Below are 21,800 nucleotides of genomic sequence, written 5' to 3' on the forward strand. Positions count from 1 at the left end.
CATCATATGTTACTGTTAAACTATTTTCTAGCCCAAAATTTGCTTTGCAATAAAGAAATTTAAATACATCATATGTTACTGTTAAACCACCCTATTTTACACATTCTACATTTATATAATATCACACACTTGCCCAAATACCAACATTTCTAAGAATTATTTCCAACCAAACCCCCAATGCCATAAAAAAATCAAAAAACACCCTCAAGCCCTTGCAACATCACCAACCCAAGTCAAAACAAATTTTTTCGATTGGAAAAAATAACAAAAAAGCCAGAAAGTCAAAATACTCTCCAGCTTTTCATACATCACATGTTACGGTTAATTATAAATTACTTATAAGTTAAATATAATTTAAAAACATCTTATGTTGATATTAAAATCAGTATAATTAATCTTAATATAATAAAGATTATCAAATTCGCCAAAAAATTTCAATATTAATTCCACACACTTTTAAAAGCCCATAACTAAATCTAAATTTCAATCTAGTTATGGGCCTTTGACTATATTATTCATCATTCTTGCATCTTATTATATTATCTTACTTTTTATTTTTATAATCCTCTTTTAAACATTTGTCGATTATTTTTCTTATTGTCGTTTCACTAAGTTTATATTTTTTACGAAGATCTCTATAGTTCATATTTTTATCCCTATAATCTTCATATATCGCTCTATTCTTTTTTGATATATCGTGTTTTTTCTGAGATGGAATATATATTCCTCCCCCACCATACTCTTCTACTATCTTTTCATAACATTCGATTCCAACTATTTTTACAAAAGAGTGTAGGTTTATTGGAACTACTTTAAGATATCTTTCATCAACTTCATAATTTTTTTTCATAATTTCCTCCCCTTTTCTTTAATTTTTTTATTGTGCTTGTATAATACTGATATCTTAAACTTTCTACTTATCATCCCTCCTTTATTATAATTTAAAAGCGAAATCCCTATATGAAAAGTATTAGCTCTATATTATATTTTTTAAAACTTCTTACTAGTTATATATATGAAGTATTATAACTATATAAAAAACCATTTTTGGATTTCTAACTTTCTTATAATATATAATTATACAAAAAAATAAAAATTTTTTACTGTTTTTGTCAAACTTAAAAAAAAATATTTTTTTCAAGTAGTTTGTTGGATTTTTTATATTATTTTTATTTACTATTATATTATAAAAGTAATAAACTGGACCTTCCAGCATGATGTGTATGTATGTTGTGATTTAACTTGAGAGCAAACCAGAAAGTCCAGCTTTATTAATGACTTTTTAAATTATATCATTAATATTTTAAGTGATACAAATGAATAATTGATGAAAAACAATGAGTACCTGCTCTCATGAGTACTGTCTCTTTTGAAGTTTCAAAAGAGTTGGTTATTTATCTAACTACATTATGGACATTATTATTTTATGTTATACATATTTTTTAAAATTTTTTTTAGGAGGTTTTATTATGAAGTACACAATAGAAGGATTTTCTCAAAAAGTTGCAAAAGATCTTGGTCTTGATGCTTTGGATTTGATAATACTTAGATGGTTTGTAGATTTTAAAGACTCTGGAAATATGCGCACAGAGTTTATAAATGGCGAAAAATACTACTGGATTCGCCACAAAAAACTAACTGACGAACTTCCAATTTTAAGTATGCAGACAAATGCTTTTTATAGAAGACTTAGAAAAATATGCGAATGTGGCGTTTTGAAAAGAGTCTTATTAAAAGAAAATGGCAGTTATACTTACTATACACTTGGAGAAAATTTTATAAAACTTATATCTACACAAAGTCTTTCACACTCTAAATCATCTAAGAAAACTAAGAAAAAATCTAGTTTAACAAAAGACGAAATATCTTCTATAATGTCAGATATTGACGCATATGAAAAAAGTGCTGAGCCTTTTGATAAAGTCAATAATTTAAATAATTTAGATGAAGAAAACTTATCTTTAAATAATAGTTCTACATCTTCTGAATTATCATCTTCGTCTTTAGAACAATTGCCTACATCTTCTGAGTCGTCACCTTCGTCTTTAAAACAAACACCTACATCTTTTGAGTCATCACCTTCGTCTTTAGAACAATCACCTACATCTTTTGAGTCGTCACCTTTGTCTTTAAAACAATCACCTTCATCTTTAAAACAATCACCTTCATCTTTAAAACAATTACCTACATCTTTTGAGCAATCACCTTCGTCTTTAGAACAATCACCTTCGTCTTTAGAGTCTGACCAAATAATTAATCTATCAAATAAATCTATCACATCACAGTACAAAGATGACGTGAGTGCTGAATTTTTACTTTCTGAGCTTATGTGGACTCTTATAAAGAAAAACAACCCAACGTTCAAAGAGCCTAATTTTAACGATTGGTCAAAGGCGTTTGATATTATTTTAAACAAAGACAACCGAAACTTCCAAGAGGTTACGGAGCTTATCAAGTGGATTTATCTAGAAAATGGATTTTGGGGTACTCATATTTTAAACCCTTGGTATTTCAGGGATTGTTATGAAAAAGTTCTAGCTAGAAAAAACTTTGAAACTTCAAAGAAAAACCTGCTTTCACAATGCAGTCTATATTCAAAACAAAGTTTATCTTCAAAACAGTTAAATCAGTATTCAAGCTCGGACTTAAGCGAGTTTGAAGATATGTAGTAAATTTAAAATCGAGGTGATTTTTATGAATTTATATGACTTAGATGCGGAAAGAAATATTTTGAGCTGTGTATTTTTAGAAAATGATGTAATTATCGAGGGCAACAGGGTCAACTTGTGCGCGGACGACTTTTTCTACACTCAACATTCAATCATCTACACATATATGAAAAAGCTATACGACACTAATATCGGAATCGATCCGGTGACTTTGAGGTCTGAGCTTGAAAAAAACGACATGCTCGAAAAGGCAGGTGGAATTTCTTATCTTGCTGGGCTGACTGCTCTCATTTCAGTTTCTGACAATGTATCGTTTCACATGAAAATTGTCAAGGATTTGGCGACAAAACGCAGCATAAAGGACCTGCTTTCAAACACTACAAAGGACATCAAAAAGCTAGACAGCAAAGACCTTCTACAGTTTTCTGACGACTTAAAAGCGACACTTTTTGACAGTGGAAATGTAGAGGATTTGATTATAGATGTGTCAACTATTGCCCCTCAAGTTGATGATGTGGGAAGTATCCAAACTGGATTTTCTGCGATTGATTCGGCGACCGGCGGCGGGCTAAACTTCGGTACGCTGACTGTTTTGACAGGTAATCCCGGCTCTGGAAAAAGTACATTTTTAAATCAGATTTTGTCTAATGCTATGAGTTTGGGCTTTAATGGATTTTTATATTCTGGTGAACTTTCTTACCAGATGTCGTTGGATTGGTTTTGTAAAACTGTCGCAAATCCAAACCACCTTTCATCTTGTATTAATTCTTTTGGAAGATATACAAAAGTTACGCCAGAAGGTCGCGAGGAAATTTTAAATTGGGCAAAAGACAGGCTGTTTTACTATTCAAAAGACGCCACAGCCGACGAGATAAATTTAGTAAATGCCATTGAGTACGCTGCAATTAAGAAAAATGTAAAACTGTTTATATTAGACAACTTGATGACGCTAGAATGTAGCGGTTCTGACAAATACGAAAAACAAATTATCGCCGTAAAATCACTAAAAAACCTTGCAAAAAAATACGACCTCGTCATAATCCTAGTCGCCCACTCCAAAAAAAGCTCACTTTTAAATCGTGAGCCACACGTTTTTGAAATATCAGGAGCAAGCGAAATCCCAAACTTGGCGGACTACGTATTTAAAGCGACTCGCGAAAACAGCGAGCCCGAAACCTACATCCTCCTTCTAAAAAACAGAATCACAGGCATAATAAAGAAAAAACTAAAACTACACTTTGACAGCGATAGAAAGAGATTTTTCACCCAAGGAAAATCAGAACTGCAAAAAGACTACGGCTACTCCCCAAAACTAGAACAAGGAAGTTTTTTATAAACACTTAAATTCCTTATCACAAACTCGTTAAATAGAATCACAATCCCCCAAATTTTACAATAGCAAAAGGCGTGATCCCTCACGCCTTTTTATTTAAACTTTATTCTTCAATAAAACTAAATTCTATATAATCTCCGTTTTTTAATTCTATTTCAAAATCATAGTATTTCGTCTCGTTATCGTCTTCTTCTTCTGATCCAATCTTAAATGTCCTTATGGCTCTAAACCCAATTTTGCTCGTGCTGTTTGCGTCTTTGGATAACAACAAAATTTTGTCACCAAATCTCATAATAACGTTACAATCCAGGACCAAGTGTATTGGGTTATCTCTCGAATGATACATCACTGTACATTCTCTGCCTGGACGATTCAAATCAGTTCGATATAATTCCTTATTTTCGAGTGTTTCGACAAAGCGCTCAATCCCCACTTCTTTCACAATCGCCCACCTCCTTATGTTTATATATGATAAAATAAGGAGGTTTATTACTTTGATTGTAGTTTATCTTGATTATAAAAATCTTCTAAGCATATCTTGGTGCACAAAACTCACACATTCGATTCCATATTTTATCTGCTCTACTAATTCTTCGCTGTCGAATGTATCTTCTCCATGAGCATATACAAGTTCGCCCACAACTACATTTTCGCTATTTATATAAAATTTAAATGCTTCGTATTTTTCGTTGTATTCGTTTAGAAATTCCAATAATTCAATCGGATAATCTGAGTTTTTCCCCTTCATAAATCTATAAGTGACGACTGTAAACGGATTGTCAGAAATCATAAATAGTCTAATTTCACAAGGATATTTCATCCCATATACATCTTGTAGTGTATAAAGACATAGTCTGTTTTCGTTATTTTCTATTATTTCAAATCTATTTAAAGTTCTCGACTCTTGCAACTCGTGGATTAATATCGGTTTTTTCTCAGCAAAATTCATAATCTCGCCCCCTAAATAAAAAATAATATAAAACTTATAAGATGTCCATTATATCATCTTTGACATTTGATACAATTCCCAAACCATCTTGCAATAGTTCGATAAATTCGTATCCACTAAAGTTATTGCCTGATCCGATATATGCTATTTTCGCCGTTATAAAATTTTGTGGTGTAATGTAGTATTTTATAACTAAGCTGTCGTTGTTGTATTTATGCAATAATCTAAGCACTAAATTTTTCTTTTTGTTGTCTTCTAATTTTGCAATAACATAATTTATTGAATTATAACAACTAGAATTCGGTATTGATATGGATACTTCATAAAAGTCCCCAGCAAACATTCTAACTGATGGTTTTAAACTTAGTCTCAACATCTTGCTGTCGTCTTGTAAAACGTCAAATGCTGAAAATAAGCCAGTTTCTTTAAGAGTCTTTTTAAGTAGTGACTTTCTTCTATAAAACTCCATATTATCATCCCCTTAAAAATCTACTTATTAATTATATTGTAGGTATATTTTTCGTAATTTTCAATAAATTACTTTAATAATTTGTGAAAATAAATTGTTGTAAAAAAAAAGTGCCAATCGAACCGAGAGTTATGTATGTAAAGTCCGATTGGCAAATAGCAAGATTGGAATCTCTTGCTCCTTGATTATGCATAATAATTATGGGCTTATTATATGACCTTCCGAACGGCCATTGCAACAAACAAGGAACAAAATGTCTTTAATTAATTTTATTATGGGTTTTTTGGATTAAAGTTTATGCATTGTATATAAATAAGTATATTTTTATTGTAGACATGTTTTCACTTTTTAAACACATTTTGTAAATTTTTTTAAAATTTAAAAATCTGCGTTATCTTTCTCGTTTTCTTGGTCTTCGGCATCACTTGCCCCGTCGTCTTCGTCTTCATCTTCGTATCCGTCGTCGTCTTTGTCGTTTATGTCGTCATTGTCTTCGTCTAGATAATTTTCGTCTATATTTTCGATTGCATCACTGTTGTCGTCTGAAGAGTTTTGCTTGTCCTTATCGATACATCCATTTATAAATAAACATAAAACTACTCCAAGTACGATAATTATCCTTTTCATAAATAATACCTCCACCTTTATATTTCACTTGTCATTAATAATAGTATTGTTTCCTTTTATAAACTTATTCAGATTTTCTAAACTTATACTTATTTAGTCTTTTTAAACTTATACTTGTTAAGTTTTTCTAAACTTTGTTTATATCATTTTCTATAATACCATAAAATGGAGGTTATTTAAAATAATCCAAATCTCAAGAACTTATCTATATAGGCTTCTTTACAAAACAAAATCTTCAAAAACTCATCATCATCTAGATAGTCCATGCATTTTATCATAAGATAGTCGAACAACTCATTATAAAAATAATCTCTGTTTTCTTTTATATAAGGATCTTTTTTAGAGTGTTTATTGAAAAACTCGACTTTATCTATATTAAATAGCATTTTTTTAAAGTTTTTGTCCTTTTTAAAATCATTTAAATCTTCTTTATAATAATCACAATCTAAAAACATATCTCTTTTCTCTATATTTTCTTGTTTAATAATAAATGTAGCTATTTCATCATAAGAATACTCCTCATCATATGCACTTCTATATAAACTGCTGTATAGAAGGTAAAATTCTTGAAAAATATCCATTTTGTCATCATTATCACTTTTTATCTGCTCTAAGACCAACAAGACTATATCATTTTGGATAAACACCTCGTATTTTCTAAGCATTAAGATATACGACATAAACAAAAATGCATAGCCATATTGCACCGTAAAAAACAGCAATTCATCCCCAGATTCTTTGTAGAGTTGTTTTAGTTCGCTTTGTGAAAAATTCAACCCACTTCTATTAAAACTTTCCACGTCGTATTTGTATATATTAAATACAAGATTAAATACAAAATAATCCCAATCTCTATTTCTAAAATTATTATAAAGCTGGATAAATCCACATCCTTGTGCCTTTTCAAAATATGAATTACCTTCAAATCCATGATTTTTTTTAATAATCTGATTGCATGAATTATCGTAATTTGTCATAATCTTGTCTACTGCGTCTTGGTAAAAATGCCTTTTTGAAATTTTTTCTACTACATCGCGTTTAAATACTTTTTTATGTAAATCGAAATAACTATTTACGTCCCCCGCCAATTTATACATTGAAATCACAATATCAAGCCCCCTTAGAGATAAAAACTCGGGGTTTTGGCGATATTTTTTCCAAAATTTTTCTAGATTCTTATTATTCCAATTTATATTATAACAAATAACAGTTGTCGCATTTGAAATACTTATATAATGTTGTCTAATTTCCTTGGCTAATTTAGCCTCGACAATTTTCTTTTCTTCTATATCTTGTTTGCTGATTTCTGATGGTTGCTTGCTTTTTATTTTTCTTCTTCTAAACCACATACTACGCCCCCTCACAAAAGTCAGTTTACTTACTATTATTATATAATGATTTTATGTAAAATAGGCGTTTTTTCCAAAATAAATAGACCAGAACGATAGTACAATGAAAATCAATATAAATTTAAATTAAAATGAACCACTTAAAAAGTCCCGACAATAATAATCTTTATTCCCCTCGTCTAAAAAGGCAATCTCTTATAATATATAAAAATACCATTATCCCGATTGTAAGACAAAACGCCTCTATATATGTTTTATCCGATATTGTACCGCCTATAAAAGATATAATCGCTATAAATACCCTGATTAGTATACTTTTGTTGGATACTATCTTTCCGTATGGGTGAGTTTTTTTAATCGCAGCATAATTACAGACTAAACTAAGCCCAAACAAAATCCCTACTGTGACATATGATAATAATAAATCTCTTCCATAAATAAATCTATTGTCTAATATCTGTATAAATAGATCAAACAACATAACTCCAGAGAACAACATAAAAATTAAACTCGCTATTTTAAATCCATATGACAAAGTGCTCTTTTTTTGTGTAGGCTCTGCTGCTACTGCATATTCATCATAAGTTAGTTGATTTTTTTGTTTAGGTTGTTTGTTTTTAATTTGTGGTAAATTTTCTGATTTTATCTTGATGTCGTGTTGGTTGTGATGTTCTTGGTTGTGTTTGTCGTGTTTTTGGTCATGCTTTTCGTCGCGTTGGTCGTCGTGTTTTGGCTCTTCTCTTTCTGATTCTAATTTATATTCTCTTTGAGCTTCTTTTTCTCTTTCTGCCTCATCTTCTTTTATCTCAATTTTTATTTCATTATCGCTTTCTTTTTTAAGATTTGAGATAATTTTGCTGTTTAACAGACTTTTTTCTATCTCGTTTTTTATATTTAAAAATCTCTCATCATTATATTTTTCATAAATAAAATTACACTCGTCTATAAGCTCATTTACATCTTCATTTAGCTTCGGTGTTTTAAATGTATCTTTATATATTTTATTTAAATTGTCTAAATAGACTTTGTTTGAGTATGTATCTTTTTGTTTGTATTTTTGGCTAAAATAATTTTCACAATACGAATTTAGAATTTCTTTTTTGTCTTTTAATCCTACATTATCTAAATTGTCCTTTAGATATTTATTTATCTCAGAATTTATAATTTCTGATTTTCTCTTTGCTAAGTCTATCCCAAAGTAGTTAGCGTATTGTTCTATTTGGTTGTTTTTGTCGCCTTTATTTATATCTAATAAATAAAAATAAGTTTCTTCTAGATATGGATTTGAGCCGAGCATTTTCTCTAAAATATTTAGCTTTTCGTCGTTTCTCAACAACTTCGATTCTGATTTTAATTTAAAAAGTAAATCCTGTGCCTCTTTTTTATCATCTGATGTAACTCTATACAAGTCCTTATCTGTCTCGTTTTCTACACAGTCCAAGATTGCCTCATGTATATCTACTACACTGTTTTCAATAGAGTTTAATATATTTTCTCTTACTTCTTCTGAGTTAAAAATTTCTGTTTTTTCCTTGAGTATTTTGTCGTGATTTGATTTTTCGATTTTTTTATATTGATTTTCTAAATTATTAAATACATCTCCAAAGGTGCAGTATTTTTGGTAGTATTTTTGTGTGAAATTTTCTTCTGTTATATTTTCTACATCCATATCTTTTAATGTATCTACAGCGTAATCTATGTAAGTTTTGATAATGTCTAGGCTCGTATCAAATCCGTCTGAAACTAAATCGTCTAGTCCCTTATATTCACCTAAGATCTTATTAAATGTATTTCTCGCTTCTTTTCCATATTCTCTGTACTTTAAATATAATGTATTATACAGCTTTATCTCCTCTGGAATTTTATTGACAATACTGTTTTTCTCTTCTCCCATATAGAGTCCCCCTATTCTCACTCACTTTCTTTCCAAATTTCCTTTATATATATTATAGTACTACATTTTTGGCTTGTAAATTTTAATTAAATGCTTCAAAAATCATCTTTAAAATATCGTCTAACCCGCTAAAATCAAAGTTTTCCCTGCTTATGTCTTTATCATTCATTCTATCAAAAAATTTTTTTAGACAGTTTGCCTTATCTAAAATCCTGCCTTGGTATTTGCCCGCACTTTCAAAATACCCAATCCACTGTATCGGAATTAAGTTATCTTCGTCTTCTGTTAAGATGTCTTTTCCGAGATATAACTCTATACTGCACGCCATCCCGTTTATATCCATTACGACATCTCCTGTTGGGCCTTTTGTGGGGTATTTTTTCGCAATTTCCAAGTCTGGATATTTAAGCACTTTTATATTGTTTGGTATTTCTATCCCGCTTAAAAGTTTCATGGCCTCTTGCCCCGCTGTGTCATTGTCGAATATTGCAATAGTTCTGTTTGCTATTCCAGATGAGATAAACGCTTTTATAGTAGATACAAGCGCATCAGCACTCCCCCTAAGTCTTGTGGCCTTAAAATCTAAAAATGAGTAGTATTCTGATAAGTGGGGGTATAAGATATTTAGCGCAGTCTCCAAAACACATGCATCTGACTTTCCCTCTGTAAGGACGATAATCTTTTCATTTATTATATATTCAGATTTTGCAGTTTCTTTGGCGCTTTTGCTAAACTCAAAATCCTCATCAAAATAGCCATTTGCTATAATCTCGCTCACATCATATATAATCTTAGAATCACTATAAAGCGACAACACAATCCTCAAAATAAACCTGATATCTATAAAACTCCCGCCCCATAAAATATCCTTATTTCTCAAAATAAATAAAACCATATCTTCTAAATCTTTGTCATTTTCCAAGATTTCTAAATTTTCTCTGTCTAAAAAATACTCGTCATAAATATTATTATCTATAATAAACTCTATACTTTTATTTAGGATTTTTATAAATTCACTCTTTGACTCATATATATTTCTCACTTAAAAAAACTCATCATAAGCCTTTTTTAAAGTAAATCCCATAATATCTAATTTGTCTGAGTAATTTTTACAACTCAATATATATCTAACTTTTGTGCTCTCTTCTTCATACTCTATTTCCTGGGTTATAATCTTATCGCTTTCCGAAAAGACAGAAATCAATACCCCGTAAACATCATTTTTGTCTTTTAACAATTCATAATTATTTAAATATAAACGACTAAACGCCTCCATAATGTATCCCCCTTTAAAATCTCAACTTTGACCTTATATCTATTATTATATTTTTGTTTTTGCTTAATTTATACTATAATTATACTATAAAGTATATTATTATATAGGAGGGATTGCTATGAAAAACATATCTATCATATCTAGTCAAAATCTAGATTCAAATTCTGATTTAGGAAGTTTTGATAATAGTTAATATATCATCCAAAGTCTAGATAGTTTAACTCGCGATGAGAAAAACGTTATCTTACTCAAATTCGGTTTTATAAACAACAAAATCTACACATTAAAGGAAATAAGCCTTATATGTAGTATTTCCGGAGAGAAAATAAGACAGATAGAAATAAGTGCTTTTAAGAAACTGTTAAACTCGAGCTATGTAAAGACTATCCACGAGCAATATACAACAGCTTAGTATTAAATTAAGTTTTTTAAAAACTATATATTTATGTGACGATATTTATATCATATAAACGAAGATACTTATATATATTTTTGGCATATTTATATCTACCAAACTCTAAAATATATAAATCATTGAGTATGCAAGCATACTCAACAGACTAAAGTCCATAAAAATTAAAAAAGGACAGTTTAGAAACTGTCCTTTATATTGTTTATTTATTTAACACAAATAATCTTAAGTATTCAAACACTATGTCTTCTACTTGTATTACAACTTCGTTGCTTTCTTTATTCCAAAGCATATTATACCATTGTGTTAAAACATATTCTTTCTTTTCTATATTGATTATCATAACCTTTTTGTTTTGAAGTTTTATTAAATCGTCTTTTGAATAATCATCTAGTGAAAACTTAATCCCCTTATTTTCAAAGTCATTTTTCTTTATTTCAGCAAATATGTCTTTTAGTATGTCTTTTTCTATATCTGTTAAATCTGTCTCAGATTCTAACGCCACATTGTCTTTTTCCAATAACTCTTTATTGTTGCCTAGAAATAAAGTATTTACTTTTCCTTTCATAATGAATACCCCCTGTTGATATTATTTATTAATATTAATTTTATACAATTGTTATTTGGACGTCAAGCAAATTTCTGAATATTTTCATTATTTTTCTAACATACTTCCATAACAAAAAAGAGACGGTGAATCACCATCTCTTTTTATATCAAATTATACTATATAATCATATTTTAAATTTTAATATATATCGTCGTACGAATATCCTCTATCTTCTCCACAAAATACGCAGTACCAAGTCCCATTAGGTGCCTTAATCGCGAAATCAGTAAATGCAAGTGAAGTGCCGCAGTCTGCACATCTTACATTATACTCATTATAACAATCTAAACAAAGGTCATATCCTACTAATTGATACATTTTTCCATAATCGCCACACATATCACAGTAACCTTTGTCAAAATCTTGAGTAGAGCTTGTCTGACTTTGTATTGTTGTACTTTCTTCAGATTCGTAAGTTTTTTCTTCTGGAGCCTCATATACTATAGATCCCTCTGCTCCTGGCCATATTACGTTTTTTACAGCCTCCTCAGACACTATCTCGTCTATGTATAGTTGTTCACAGTTTTTAGACAATCCTTCTATAGAAGTTAGTTTCTCTTTTCTTATATTGTTTAGGCCATCTTCTGGTATTGTGCATGAAAATATTAAAAAGTCGTCATCTGTACTTATATTAGATGCAAATACGCTCAGTTGTAGTGTTTTTACGCCCTCTGGCAATAATTCTATAACATCTGCTAATGTATTAAACATCTGTTTTACAAATACATTTTCATCTTGTGCCATAGATTTTTTAATTTCTACAATCGCATTTGAATCGATTTCTTCATAGCTTTGTATACCATTTAAATCGTAAATAGTTTTTTCTTGTTCTTGTGTATTAGTAAGAACAACCTCTTTTTTTTTCTGTGGTTTAGAACATCCAACCATCCCAATTATTAGTGTAAATATTATACCTAATGTAAATAATTTTTTTGTAAAATTTTTCAAATGTATTCCTCCTATATATATGTATATAGGTATTATAATACATTTTTACAACTATTAGGTAATTTATTTATATTTTAGTAAAATAAGTTCCTGAAACCCTTTTCCTGCGTGCTAATTTAAATAATTTGATGGAAATAGCCTAAAATACTCACATACCATATCGTCTAGCTCAACAACTACGGCATTAGTCCCCTTTTGTCTTCTCATTTTGTACCATTGTGTAAGTACGTATTCTTTTCTATCTATATTTATTAATATAACTCTTTTGTCTTGAAGTTGTATTAAATCGTCTTCACATATGTCTTTAATAGAGCATACTATATTTCTATCTTGGAATTTATTTTTCTTAAATGCTGAAAAAACATGCATTAAGATTTTTCTCTCTTTATCGTCTAACTTTGTTTCAGATTCTAATACTATGTTCTCTGCTTTTACTAAGTCTAAATCATTATAAGACCTAAATAAAGTATTTACTTCATTGTTCATATTAATTCCCCCTTATTTAATATTATTTATTGCTTGTATTTTATATATTTTGCTTGTATTTTTGCATCTTTAATATTACATATTTATCATTTTAATCTAACTGTTATTTATTTGTCAAGCAAGTCATTAGATTTTTTTACCATTTTATTTTGTTATATTTAATCACATAAAAATGCTTGGAATCTATAAAAACTCCAAGCATCTAAACCTAATTATTATTGGACTTTTTTTCATTTAAAACTTTATCCGCTTCTATAGCAGCTTTTGTAAATGAGTTGTTTTTCCACCAAGCCCAAATTGACGCACCTATTGTAAATGCCAGTGATATCACTTGGCTGACTTCTTCATCAGAAATCGGCAAAATATCGTGACCTGTGCTAGTCAAAATTTGGTTTAAAAGGGCAATTACCAAAACTGTTGTACGTATAATTGTGTCTTTCTTAACTTCCATAAGATCAACTCCTTTTTATGAGCTATCCCCAAATACCTCTTGTTAACTACCCCTTATTTTCTTTTATGAAAAAACTACTTCAAATGTTCTATTTATATAACCAAACTATTTATTTCCTATAATTATTTTTCATCTATTATTTTTTGAGCTATACTAGTATCAACTATCTTATCATATGGAGCTTCTTTTTCAAGTTCGCCAGCAGTTTCCATAACTTTCATCAAGTTATCTAAACTTTCTTTTTCAAAGTATGGATTTTCACACCAAGCGCCTATTTTTCTATATTGTTTAGCAACTGTAACTAATTCGTCTATATCATTGTCTTCAAAGTAAGGTTGGATTGCTTCTGCGATTTCTTTATCGCTAGCATCTTTACACCATTGTTGAGCTTTATATATTGCTCTTGTGAATTTTTCTAATACTTCTTTGTTATCTTTCATATAAGATTTTGTTGAAGAATAAGCAGTGTAAGGTATTTTACCTGAATCTTTACCTATTGATGCAACTATATATCCAGAACCGTCTTTTTCAAGTTGAGTAGCTGTTGGTTCAAAAGCTGTTGTGAAATCTGCTTCACCAGCTGCAAATGCTCCAGCCATAGCTGCAAATTGAACGTCTGTTCTTACGTTACATTGACCACTAGCAGTATCTTCTCCAATTTCAACACCATTTTGTTTTAAAACGTATTCCAAAGTCATTAAAGGCACGCCTCCTGCTCTACCTCCAAGAACTTCTTTACCTTTTAAATCGTCATAAGAGAAATTATCTATTTTTTCTCTAGAAACTAAGAAACTACCATCACATTGAGTAAGTTGTGCAAAGTTAACTGCATAATCGTCTTCACCTTGATTGTAAATATAAATTGATGCTTCCGGTCCCATAAGTCCTATATCAGCATCTCCAGAGATTAAAGCTGACATAGTTTTATCAGCACCTTGAGTATTTACTAAATCAATTTCTAGACCTTCTTCTTCAAAGAAGCCCTTACTCATAGCTACATATTGTGGTGCATAAAATACAGAGTGAGTAACTTCTGCTACAGTTATTTTTTGTAACTCTTTTGATTCTTTATCGCCTTTATCACCAGCAGTATCATTACTGCATCCTGTTAAGCAGCAAACCCCTAGAGCCGCTGCACTTACGATAGAAATAATTTTCTTGAACATCGATATACCTCCACTAAAATCAAACATAATTCATTATATTCATAGGTTGCAGTTTGGTTACAAAATTAAATATTTTACACTATACTCTATAATATATGCTACGATTAAGGAAAATAGTAAATTTTTCATTATAAAATAGGAGGCTGGACTTATGAAAACTAGAGCAGAAATAAAAAAAGATGCCAAAAGAAAATTAAACGCTTTTTGGATTGTCCCTGTAATTACAGTTTTAGTAGTTTATGTATTGGAAGCACTCATTATAGGAATGTTAAATGACTCCACATTATCTTCAATATTCCAAGTTGTAATTACAACAATAGCTAGCGTTTTTACAACTACATTGTTTTTGAATATAGCCAAAAACGACGACTTCGACCAAGTTAAATTCTCTTGGATGAAGACATCTTGGATGAAAGTTTTAAAATGCATAGTATATACATTGCTTTTATCTTTAGCTACTACACTTATACAATATGTAGCAATATATTCTGGAGTATTATTGAGTTTTGTTTTAGGAATATGTATAACAGTAATAGAAGTGTACTTATCATTCTCATTATTAGTAATATTAGATACAGATGCACCGATTATAGATGCTGCAAAACAAAGTATAAATTTAGTACAAGGTAACTTCTGGAACATAATCGTCTTAGGTTTATCATTTATAGGATGGTTTATCTTAGGTATACTACCTCTTGGACTTGGACTACTTTGGGTATTGCCATATACAGGTATAACATTTGCAAATTACTATTTGGAATTAAAATTGTATAAACCTATGATTTAGGTTTAACTCTTTATACTAAAATACATTTAAAAATGTAGATTTTTTAAATATATTTAGAAAAATTATATTTATCTACAATTTATAAATAAATATAAACTACTATATATTATAAAAATATCTATAAAAAATGCTGTGTTAGATAACTTTATAATTTTATCTAACACAGCATAAATAAACTTTAAATCCCAGTATAAATAAATCTAGATTAAGTAAATTGTAAATATTAATCTAAATAAATCGAAATTAAACAAACTTTAAACAATATAAATAGGCCCGTTTTCGAAATCTATAACATTAAAATTCATAGTTATCTGCATAATTCTACAAATTATTGATTTCCAAAGCTTTTTCTATAGAAATTTGTTGATGCAAAGTGCGTTTATTTCTGTTCTTACCTATTTCTCCTTCTAATGCAATTCTATCAGCGTGTGTATCTAAGCATTTGATAATGTCTTTGTTAGAAAGAACTAATTGATTTTCTGCCAGTAATAGCGCCATCTTTAATTCCTTTGGATCTACATCTTTACCTAAATGAACATCTCTTAATATATTATTGAAACTTCTCATATTAATCCCTCCTGTTATAATATAAATTTTTTTATATACAAACTTCGTGTTTTTTATTGTTCATTCCTTTAATTTTCGTTAGTCAAATTCCTACATTTTTAACGATTTATCGAGTTATTTTTTGCAAAAAAAAATAGTAGACATAAATCTACTAATTTCATACCTTTATTTTTGAAAATTATATATTTTAAATTTGAAATCGTTTTCTTTGTTTTATTTTTTGTTAGAAATGTTATTTTTATTTTTTAATTTTTTACATAAAAATCTCTTTTTATATATACGAAATTTTAAATATTTTTGATTGATTATTTCATTAAATCTATTTTTATTTAATAATTTATTTTGCCTAGTCCAGCTTTATTTCACAACTTATTACCCTCCATATATTTTTATAATGTATAAAATAATATCTAATAAATACTACATCTAGTATAAAAATACACTTATAACTATCGAAAAGAAGTTATTTTAAAATAATTCTTGTAAAAAATTTTAAATCAAATTACTCTTATTGTAAGGAAATAGTGAAATGTGATAATCACAAAATCAAATGCATTTGTTAAACTACTATTAATCCTATAATAAATAGGAGGTAGAAATATGAATAAAGAAAAAGTGAAAACTTTTGAAGATATAATAAAGAAAAATCACCCCAATATATGTGGGGTTGTCGTTTTAAAAGACGACAAATTAGTTTATGAAAACTACGAAAATAACTGCAATAAAGAAAGTAAAATCCACATCTATTCAGTCACAAAGAGCATAATCTCACTTTTAATAGGAATAGCTTTGGATAAGGGCTATATAAAAGATATAAATCAAAAAATTCTCGCTTTCTTTCCAGATTATAAAAAAGATAAATCAAACAAAACTATAGAAAATATCACCTTAAAAGATATGCTCACAATGACAGCACCTTTTAAATATAAAGATGCTCCATATATAGATTACTTCACAAGTTCAGACTATCTAAAATTCTCACTAGATATGCTAGGCGGCGATAATGAGATAGGTTCGTTTTTCTATACACCACTTATAGGTCCCGACATTTTCTCTGGCATAATAAAAAATACAACTAATCAATCCGTATTAGAATTTGCCACTAAAAATTTATTTGAACCACTTGATATCATCCCTTCAAAGAACATAACTTTTAAAAGCGAAAAAGAGCAGATGGAATTTAATCAATCTATAGATAAAAACAACTGGGTAGCTGGCACAAACAACTTAAATACTGCTGGGTGGGGGCTTTGTTTAAGCACAATAGACATGGCTAAAATCGGTCAATTATACTTAAATTGTGGCGTGTATAATTGTAAAAGAATTTTATCTACAAAATGGATAAAAGAAAGCACTTCACCTCATATAAATCTAGGAGATTTGAGCTATGGGTATTTGTGGTGGATATTAGATGATCATAGTTTTGTAGCTATGGGAGACGGCGGAAACAGCATATATGTAGATACAAAGGACAATATTGTAATTGCTATTTCCGCACTCTTTGTCCCAAATTCCTCAGAAAAAATAGAGCTGATTAAACATTATATAAAACCAGCTTTTGAATAATATTTTAATTAAAATTTTGGTGACATAAATCTATTTAAGATTTGATAACTAGCTAAGACCTGCAAAGCAAGTCTTAGCTTTTTTATACTTTTTATAGTTACTGTGTTTTACTTTATCTAATCATTTTATATTTTCTAGTAACCTTTACTTAATCTAATAATTTTTACTTGTTCTAATAACTTTTACTTTATATAATCATTTTACCTAATTCTTATCTAAAACTATCTCTCAAAAACTTCTACATATTTAGTAGATGCAGTTATATAAACACCTGATTTCAATTTATACATATCTGTTCCTGTTCTCTCTATCTTTTCAACAACAGTATATACTCCTCCTTTTTTAACTACACCGACTACACTTTCATCAGTAAAATCAGCTGCACTACGTATATTTACTTCATCAGCTATTACTCTTAGGTATAGAGTCCTTTTTTCCTGTAGTACTACTTCCTGTAGATGTTTTAGAAACGTATTTCATCCCAAAATACTCACAAACTGCCTTACAAACTGCTTCTGCACATTTTTCTTGATGTGATGGGTTTAACATAAGTTTTGCTTCTTTTTCGTAATCCATAAATCCATATTCAATCAATATTGCAGGCATATTTGTTTGTCTTAAAATAGCTAATGTAAATCCGCTCATATCGACATCTCTCATCAAACCGTAGTTGTATTCATAGTCGATATCTGCTGCTAAATGTTTTACTGCTAGATTTCCTAATTTAATAGATTTTGAAGAAGAGTTTTTTGTACGTAAAACAAGTAATCCTTTTACTTTTGTTTGCCAAACTGACGCTGTTCCAATTGCATTGTAATGGTTTGAAATTAATATATCTGCACCTGCTTTATTTGCCTTATATGATCTTGTAGAAAGTGATACATCTGTTTTTCCAGTCATATCAGCAGTATACATATAGCCGATATTGCATCTAGTAAGTGCTTTTGCCAAATATTCAGATACTGCTCTATTCCATTCATTTTCTTTAATTACTTCACCTTTTTTTCTAACTAAGACTCCATTAACATACAAATCGGAAGATAATTTTACAGAACGCTTACCACCAGTAGTCATTCCGTGTCCAGCATCAATAGCTACTAAATATTTACTCATAGTCATCAAATCCTTCCTTTTTTAAAGTGGAGCAATAGGCTAATGCACAATCCTATCACTTTATATTACCACTTTATACATAATTATGATTTTTTCTACAATTTGACACTATTTTATATATTATTTTTAGATGACTAAATAATTTTTGTAATATATAAAGTTAATATGTTAAAATATATACTATAAGGTAAAATTACCAATTTTACTTTATTTTGTATTTATATAACATATGGGGAGGGAATATTTAATGTTAAATGAATTCAAAAACTTAAATTCAAGTAAAAAAGTAATAGTAGGACTTATAGCTCTTTTAATTTTGCCAATAACTTTATTATTACTATCAGGTGAATTCTTAGTTAAAAGTATTAAAGACAGAAAAATACCAAAAGCTATAATAGCAGGTGTATTAACTGTAGCTCTGAGTTAATATCAAAAAATGGTAAATATAATGGAAAACAAAGATATATCTGTAAAGATTGTAAAAGGACTTTTACTGATTTTACAAACTCTGCCGTATATAGAAGTAAAAAATCATTAGATAAGTGGCTTAAATATGCAAAATGTATGATTATGGGCTTATCAATAAGAAAATCTGCTAAAATTGTAGGCATAAATATAGCAACAAGTTTCTTTTGGAGACATAAAATTCTTGATTGCATAAGTGCATTTTTAGGAACTGGCCATGTTGATGGCTTAAGATGTTATAAAGAAACCAGAAATATAGTATAATGAAAAATAATTACACAATTGTTTTATAATATAAAATTTATAAAAATAATATTGCAATTTGAATTATTACTAAATTATAATACAAATATTATAGGTAATTGGAGGATTAACAATGAAAGCAATAGATGCAATTTTTAATAGGCGTAGTATAAGAAAATTCGAGGATAAAGTAATACCTAAAGAAACAATAGAAAAAATTTTATTATCAGGTATGAGTGCACCATCTTCAAAAAATAGACAACCTTGGAGTTTTATTGTTTTTGAAGGTGATGAAAAGAAACAGATGCTAGAAGTATTTAGAAAAGGAGCGAATGATGAGTTTAATAATCCAAAATCACTTCCGAATAGTGGTAAATTTGAATCTGGAACACGCTATACATTAGACATTATGGAGCAATCACCTACCGTTGTTTTTGTATATAATCCATTTGGGAAATCTCCAATAGAAAACTTAAGTTTAGAAGAAAAATTTTATGAAATGGCTAATTTACAATGTGTTGGAGCTTGTATGGAGAATATGTCTATAGCTGCTACTGCACTAGGAATAGGAAGTTTATGGATTTGTGATATTTACTTTGCTTATAATGAATTAGCTAATTGGTTAAATATTGATGGACAGCTGGTTGCTTGTATGGCATTTGGTTATCCCGCTGAGAGTCCTAAACAAAGGCCTAGAAAAAAAATAGAAAACATTGTTGAATGGAGAGTTTAATATATTAAGGCTATAGATAATTAATATGAATCATTTTACAATATAGAGTTATATAAAAGAGGAGTATATGCTTTTCTTTTCGTGTTCAACAAAACAATTATAAACGGTAATATTAAGAAAGTATTATTATTACAAAATATAGTTAATTTAATAAGAAATTGTTCAAAAATAAAAATGATGATTTTTTGAACAACTTTTTGATACACAATATTAATAAAATACGAACTAAAAAGCAGAGGTAATACTACCTCTGCTTTTTTATGATAAAATATAAAAATATCAACATTTATTTAAAACATATATTTAAATTAAAATGCCTCAGAACTCACTTTATCTTCTAATTCTTGCATATATTTATCTATTGATTCAGCGACTTTTTTACCTAATGCAGTTGCATAACATGCAGTCTTGTCTGCTTTTGCCTTGCTTATATCTCCTGCTGCAAAAACGCCTTTTACAGATGTATTGAAGTCTTCATCTATAACAATCATTCCTCTTTCGTCTACATCTACTGGAGCTATTGTTTGGATTGCACCCGGCATCTGACCTACTGCAAATATAACTTTATCACATTCTACATATAGCTTAGTATCGTCGTCTGTTCCCTTAAATTCCATACCAACTACTTTTCCATCTTTACCTACAATTCTAACTGAATCCATCCAGTCGATTATAGGAACTCCCACTTGTTGAAGGTATTTTAATTCTTTTGCACTAGCTGTCATCTCTTCAATTGAGTTTCTAACCATTATTCTCACTTTTTTATATCCTGTTAATTTAGCAGTCGTTCCGCAGTCCATAGCGACGTCTCCACCACCTATTATAACTGCACTTTCTCCAACTTCTATATTACCGTCGTTTGCCTTTGCTTCTGATAAGAAACTTACAGCATCTGTAACACCATCTAATTCGTGTCCTTCTATATTTAAAACTCTACCAATAGTAAATCCAGTAGAAATTAAAAATGATTTAAACCCTTCTTTTTTCAAATCATCTAATGTTATATCTCTACCAACCATACAACTTGTTCTAAACTCTACATCTAGAGATTTTATATATTTTAAATCTTTTTGAATTATTTCTTTTGGTAATCTGTGTGGTGGTATACCATAGCTAAGCCATCCACCAACTTCTTTTTTAGCTTCAAACACAGTAACTTCATATCCCTTTTGACCTAATACTGCCGCTGCTGCAAGTCCAGCCGGTCCAGAACCTATAATAGCGACCTTTTGACCTACTTTTTTAGGTTGTATATGATCACTTGTTATCACTTCATCACTTGCATCACAATAATCTACTAGATATTTTTGGATAAAAGGTATCATTATAGGATTGTCTCCTAACGCGCTTTTTCTACATCCACCTACACAGTAACTATCATAAGGACATACTCTTGTGCATATTGAATAAAATAGAGGATTGTTATCTCTGATTAGTTTTATCGCTTTTTCGAATTGTTCTGTCGCAACTAATTTTACAAATTCCTTTGGATTGCTATTTATTGGACATCTTTTATTACAATAAGCTTCTTCACATAGTAAACATCTCTTAGCTTCAGCTATAGCCTCTTCTTTTGTAAATTTCTTTGCAGATTCTGTTAAGTATGTTACTTTTTTCATTTTTAACCACCCCTAAATTTAATATATAATAATTGATATTTTAAATAAGATTTTATTTTACTTAAAAT

The 21,800-nt window shown here is 29.3% G+C and carries 25 protein-coding genes and 1 pseudogene; 8 read left to right on the forward strand and 18 right to left on the reverse strand.

Annotation, left to right across the window (positions count from 1 at the left end; genetic code table 11):
- Positions 1 to 544: 544 nt before the first annotated feature.
- A complete protein-coding gene (locus RDX53_RS09560; protein WP_295674885.1) occupies positions 545 to 850 on the reverse strand; it encodes a Mor transcription activator family protein in 306 nt (101 codons plus the stop codon).
- A 619-nt stretch (positions 851 to 1,469) separates the two neighbouring features.
- Between RDX53_RS09560 and RDX53_RS09565 the strand changes: the two genes are divergently transcribed.
- Both RDX53_RS09565 and RDX53_RS09570 read left to right on the forward strand, forming a co-directional pair.
- Positions 1,470 to 2,669: a hypothetical protein gene (locus RDX53_RS09565; protein WP_307994053.1), complete on the forward strand. Its 1,200-nt coding sequence runs from the start codon at positions 1,470 to 1,472 to the stop codon at positions 2,667 to 2,669.
- A gap of 25 nt (positions 2,670 to 2,694) precedes the next feature.
- Complete coding sequence (locus tag RDX53_RS09570; RefSeq protein ID WP_307994054.1) at positions 2,695 to 4,005, forward strand: DnaB-like helicase N-terminal domain-containing protein; 1,311 nt, start codon at positions 2,695 to 2,697, stop codon at positions 4,003 to 4,005.
- Between the two features lie 100 nt (positions 4,006 to 4,105).
- On the opposite strand, the gene RDX53_RS09575 is transcribed toward RDX53_RS09570, so the two are convergent.
- The 8 genes from RDX53_RS09575 to RDX53_RS09610 form a co-directional block, all read right to left on the reverse strand.
- Positions 4,106 to 4,444, reverse strand: coding sequence for a hypothetical protein (locus RDX53_RS09575; protein ID WP_195930766.1), 339 nt, complete (start codon positions 4,442 to 4,444; stop codon positions 4,106 to 4,108).
- A 72-nt stretch (positions 4,445 to 4,516) separates the two neighbouring features.
- A complete protein-coding gene (locus RDX53_RS09580; RefSeq protein ID WP_195930765.1) occupies positions 4,517 to 4,951 on the reverse strand; it encodes a hypothetical protein in 435 nt (144 codons plus the stop codon).
- 34 nt (positions 4,952 to 4,985) lie between these two features.
- Positions 4,986 to 5,420 (reverse strand): hypothetical protein, encoded by a 435-nt coding sequence (locus RDX53_RS09585; RefSeq protein ID WP_295762514.1) that lies wholly within the window; start codon positions 5,418 to 5,420, stop codon positions 4,986 to 4,988.
- A gap of 378 nt (positions 5,421 to 5,798) precedes the next feature.
- On the reverse strand, positions 5,799 to 6,047 hold the full coding sequence (locus RDX53_RS09590; protein ID WP_295574282.1) for a hypothetical protein: 249 nt from the start codon (positions 6,045 to 6,047) through the stop codon (positions 5,799 to 5,801).
- 176 nt (positions 6,048 to 6,223) lie between these two features.
- The gene (locus RDX53_RS09595) at positions 6,224 to 7,396 is read right to left on the reverse strand and encodes a hypothetical protein (RefSeq protein ID WP_195930762.1); all 1,173 of its coding nucleotides are present in this window, start codon (positions 7,394 to 7,396) and stop codon (positions 6,224 to 6,226) included.
- 166 nt (positions 7,397 to 7,562) lie between these two features.
- Complete coding sequence (locus RDX53_RS09600) at positions 7,563 to 9,290, reverse strand: hypothetical protein (RefSeq protein ID WP_195930761.1); 1,728 nt, start codon at positions 9,288 to 9,290, stop codon at positions 7,563 to 7,565.
- Positions 9,291 to 9,372: 82 nt separating this feature from the next.
- Entirely contained in the window at positions 9,373 to 10,332 is a 960-nt protein-coding gene (locus RDX53_RS09605; protein WP_307994055.1) for a hypothetical protein, read from the reverse strand.
- Entirely contained in the window at positions 10,333 to 10,566 is a 234-nt protein-coding gene (locus RDX53_RS09610; RefSeq protein ID WP_307994056.1) for a hypothetical protein, read from the reverse strand. It lies immediately after the preceding gene.
- A 199-nt stretch (positions 10,567 to 10,765) separates the two neighbouring features.
- Between RDX53_RS09610 and RDX53_RS14160 the strand changes: the two genes are divergently transcribed.
- Positions 10,766 to 10,978, forward strand: a complete 213-nt coding sequence (locus RDX53_RS14160) for a sigma factor-like helix-turn-helix DNA-binding protein (protein ID WP_369124299.1) — start codon at positions 10,766 to 10,768, stop codon at positions 10,976 to 10,978.
- A 202-nt stretch (positions 10,979 to 11,180) separates the two neighbouring features.
- Here RDX53_RS14160 and RDX53_RS09615 read toward each other — a convergent pair whose 3' ends face one another.
- The 5 genes from RDX53_RS09615 to RDX53_RS09635 form a co-directional block, all read right to left on the reverse strand.
- A complete protein-coding gene (locus RDX53_RS09615; protein WP_195930759.1) occupies positions 11,181 to 11,546 on the reverse strand; it encodes a hypothetical protein in 366 nt (121 codons plus the stop codon).
- Between the two features lie 180 nt (positions 11,547 to 11,726).
- On the reverse strand, positions 11,727 to 12,536 hold the full coding sequence (locus RDX53_RS09620) for a hypothetical protein (protein ID WP_195930758.1): 810 nt from the start codon (positions 12,534 to 12,536) through the stop codon (positions 11,727 to 11,729).
- 111 nt (positions 12,537 to 12,647) lie between these two features.
- On the reverse strand, positions 12,648 to 13,022 hold the full coding sequence (locus RDX53_RS09625; RefSeq protein WP_295574275.1) for a hypothetical protein: 375 nt from the start codon (positions 13,020 to 13,022) through the stop codon (positions 12,648 to 12,650).
- Between the two features lie 208 nt (positions 13,023 to 13,230).
- Complete coding sequence (locus RDX53_RS09630) at positions 13,231 to 13,473, reverse strand: phage holin (RefSeq protein WP_195930756.1); 243 nt, start codon at positions 13,471 to 13,473, stop codon at positions 13,231 to 13,233.
- Positions 13,474 to 13,595: 122 nt separating this feature from the next.
- Positions 13,596 to 14,639 carry an ABC transporter substrate-binding protein gene (locus RDX53_RS09635; protein WP_195930755.1) on the reverse strand — a complete coding sequence of 348 codons (1,044 nt, stop codon included), beginning with the start codon at positions 14,637 to 14,639 and terminating at the stop codon, positions 13,596 to 13,598.
- A gap of 151 nt (positions 14,640 to 14,790) precedes the next feature.
- On the opposite strand from RDX53_RS09635, the gene RDX53_RS09640 reads away from it, so the two are divergent.
- A complete protein-coding gene (locus RDX53_RS09640; RefSeq protein ID WP_195930754.1) occupies positions 14,791 to 15,426 on the forward strand; it encodes a DUF975 family protein in 636 nt (211 codons plus the stop codon).
- A 321-nt stretch (positions 15,427 to 15,747) separates the two neighbouring features.
- Here the strand turns inward: RDX53_RS09640 and RDX53_RS09645 are convergent, their stop codons facing one another.
- Entirely contained in the window at positions 15,748 to 15,993 is a 246-nt protein-coding gene (locus RDX53_RS09645; RefSeq protein WP_295674903.1) for a hypothetical protein, read from the reverse strand.
- A 600-nt stretch (positions 15,994 to 16,593) separates the two neighbouring features.
- Between RDX53_RS09645 and RDX53_RS09650 the strand changes: the two genes are divergently transcribed.
- Entirely contained in the window at positions 16,594 to 17,559 is a 966-nt protein-coding gene (locus RDX53_RS09650; protein ID WP_307994057.1) for a serine hydrolase, read from the forward strand.
- 221 nt (positions 17,560 to 17,780) lie between these two features.
- Here the strand turns inward: RDX53_RS09650 and RDX53_RS14165 are convergent, their stop codons facing one another.
- Positions 17,781 to 17,969, reverse strand: a complete 189-nt coding sequence (locus tag RDX53_RS14165; RefSeq protein WP_369124300.1) for a DUF5776 domain-containing protein — start codon at positions 17,967 to 17,969, stop codon at positions 17,781 to 17,783.
- Complete coding sequence (locus RDX53_RS09655) at positions 17,962 to 18,672, reverse strand: N-acetylmuramoyl-L-alanine amidase (protein ID WP_307994058.1); 711 nt, start codon at positions 18,670 to 18,672, stop codon at positions 17,962 to 17,964. The genes RDX53_RS14165 and RDX53_RS09655 overlap by 8 nt, the downstream gene beginning before the upstream one ends.
- Positions 18,673 to 18,919: 247 nt before the next feature.
- Here RDX53_RS09655 and RDX53_RS09660 point away from each other — a divergent pair, with 247 nt between their 5' ends.
- The 3 genes and pseudogenes from RDX53_RS09660 to RDX53_RS09670 all read left to right on the forward strand — a co-directional run bounded on the left by RDX53_RS09660 (position 18,920) and on the right by RDX53_RS09670 (position 20,113).
- The gene (locus tag RDX53_RS09660) at positions 18,920 to 19,099 is read left to right on the forward strand and encodes a hypothetical protein (protein WP_295762500.1); all 180 of its coding nucleotides are present in this window, start codon (positions 18,920 to 18,922) and stop codon (positions 19,097 to 19,099) included.
- A pseudogene (locus RDX53_RS09665) lies at positions 19,090 to 19,368 on the forward strand (IS1595 family transposase); the annotation flags it as partial. The gene RDX53_RS09660 and the pseudogene RDX53_RS09665, both read left to right, overlap by 10 nt.
- Positions 19,369 to 19,513: 145 nt before the next feature.
- Entirely contained in the window at positions 19,514 to 20,113 is a 600-nt protein-coding gene (locus tag RDX53_RS09670; RefSeq protein ID WP_330650057.1) for a nitroreductase family protein, read from the forward strand.
- Positions 20,114 to 20,421: 308 nt separating this feature from the next.
- Here the strand turns inward: RDX53_RS09670 and RDX53_RS09675 are convergent, their stop codons facing one another.
- The gene (locus RDX53_RS09675) at positions 20,422 to 21,732 is read right to left on the reverse strand and encodes an FAD-dependent oxidoreductase (protein WP_295674912.1); all 1,311 of its coding nucleotides are present in this window, start codon (positions 21,730 to 21,732) and stop codon (positions 20,422 to 20,424) included.
- Positions 21,733 to 21,800: the final 68 nt, after the last annotated feature.

The organism is uncultured Intestinibacter sp. (genome assembly GCF_902468165.1).
GTDB lineage: Bacteria > Bacillota > Clostridia > Peptostreptococcales > Peptostreptococcaceae > Intestinibacter.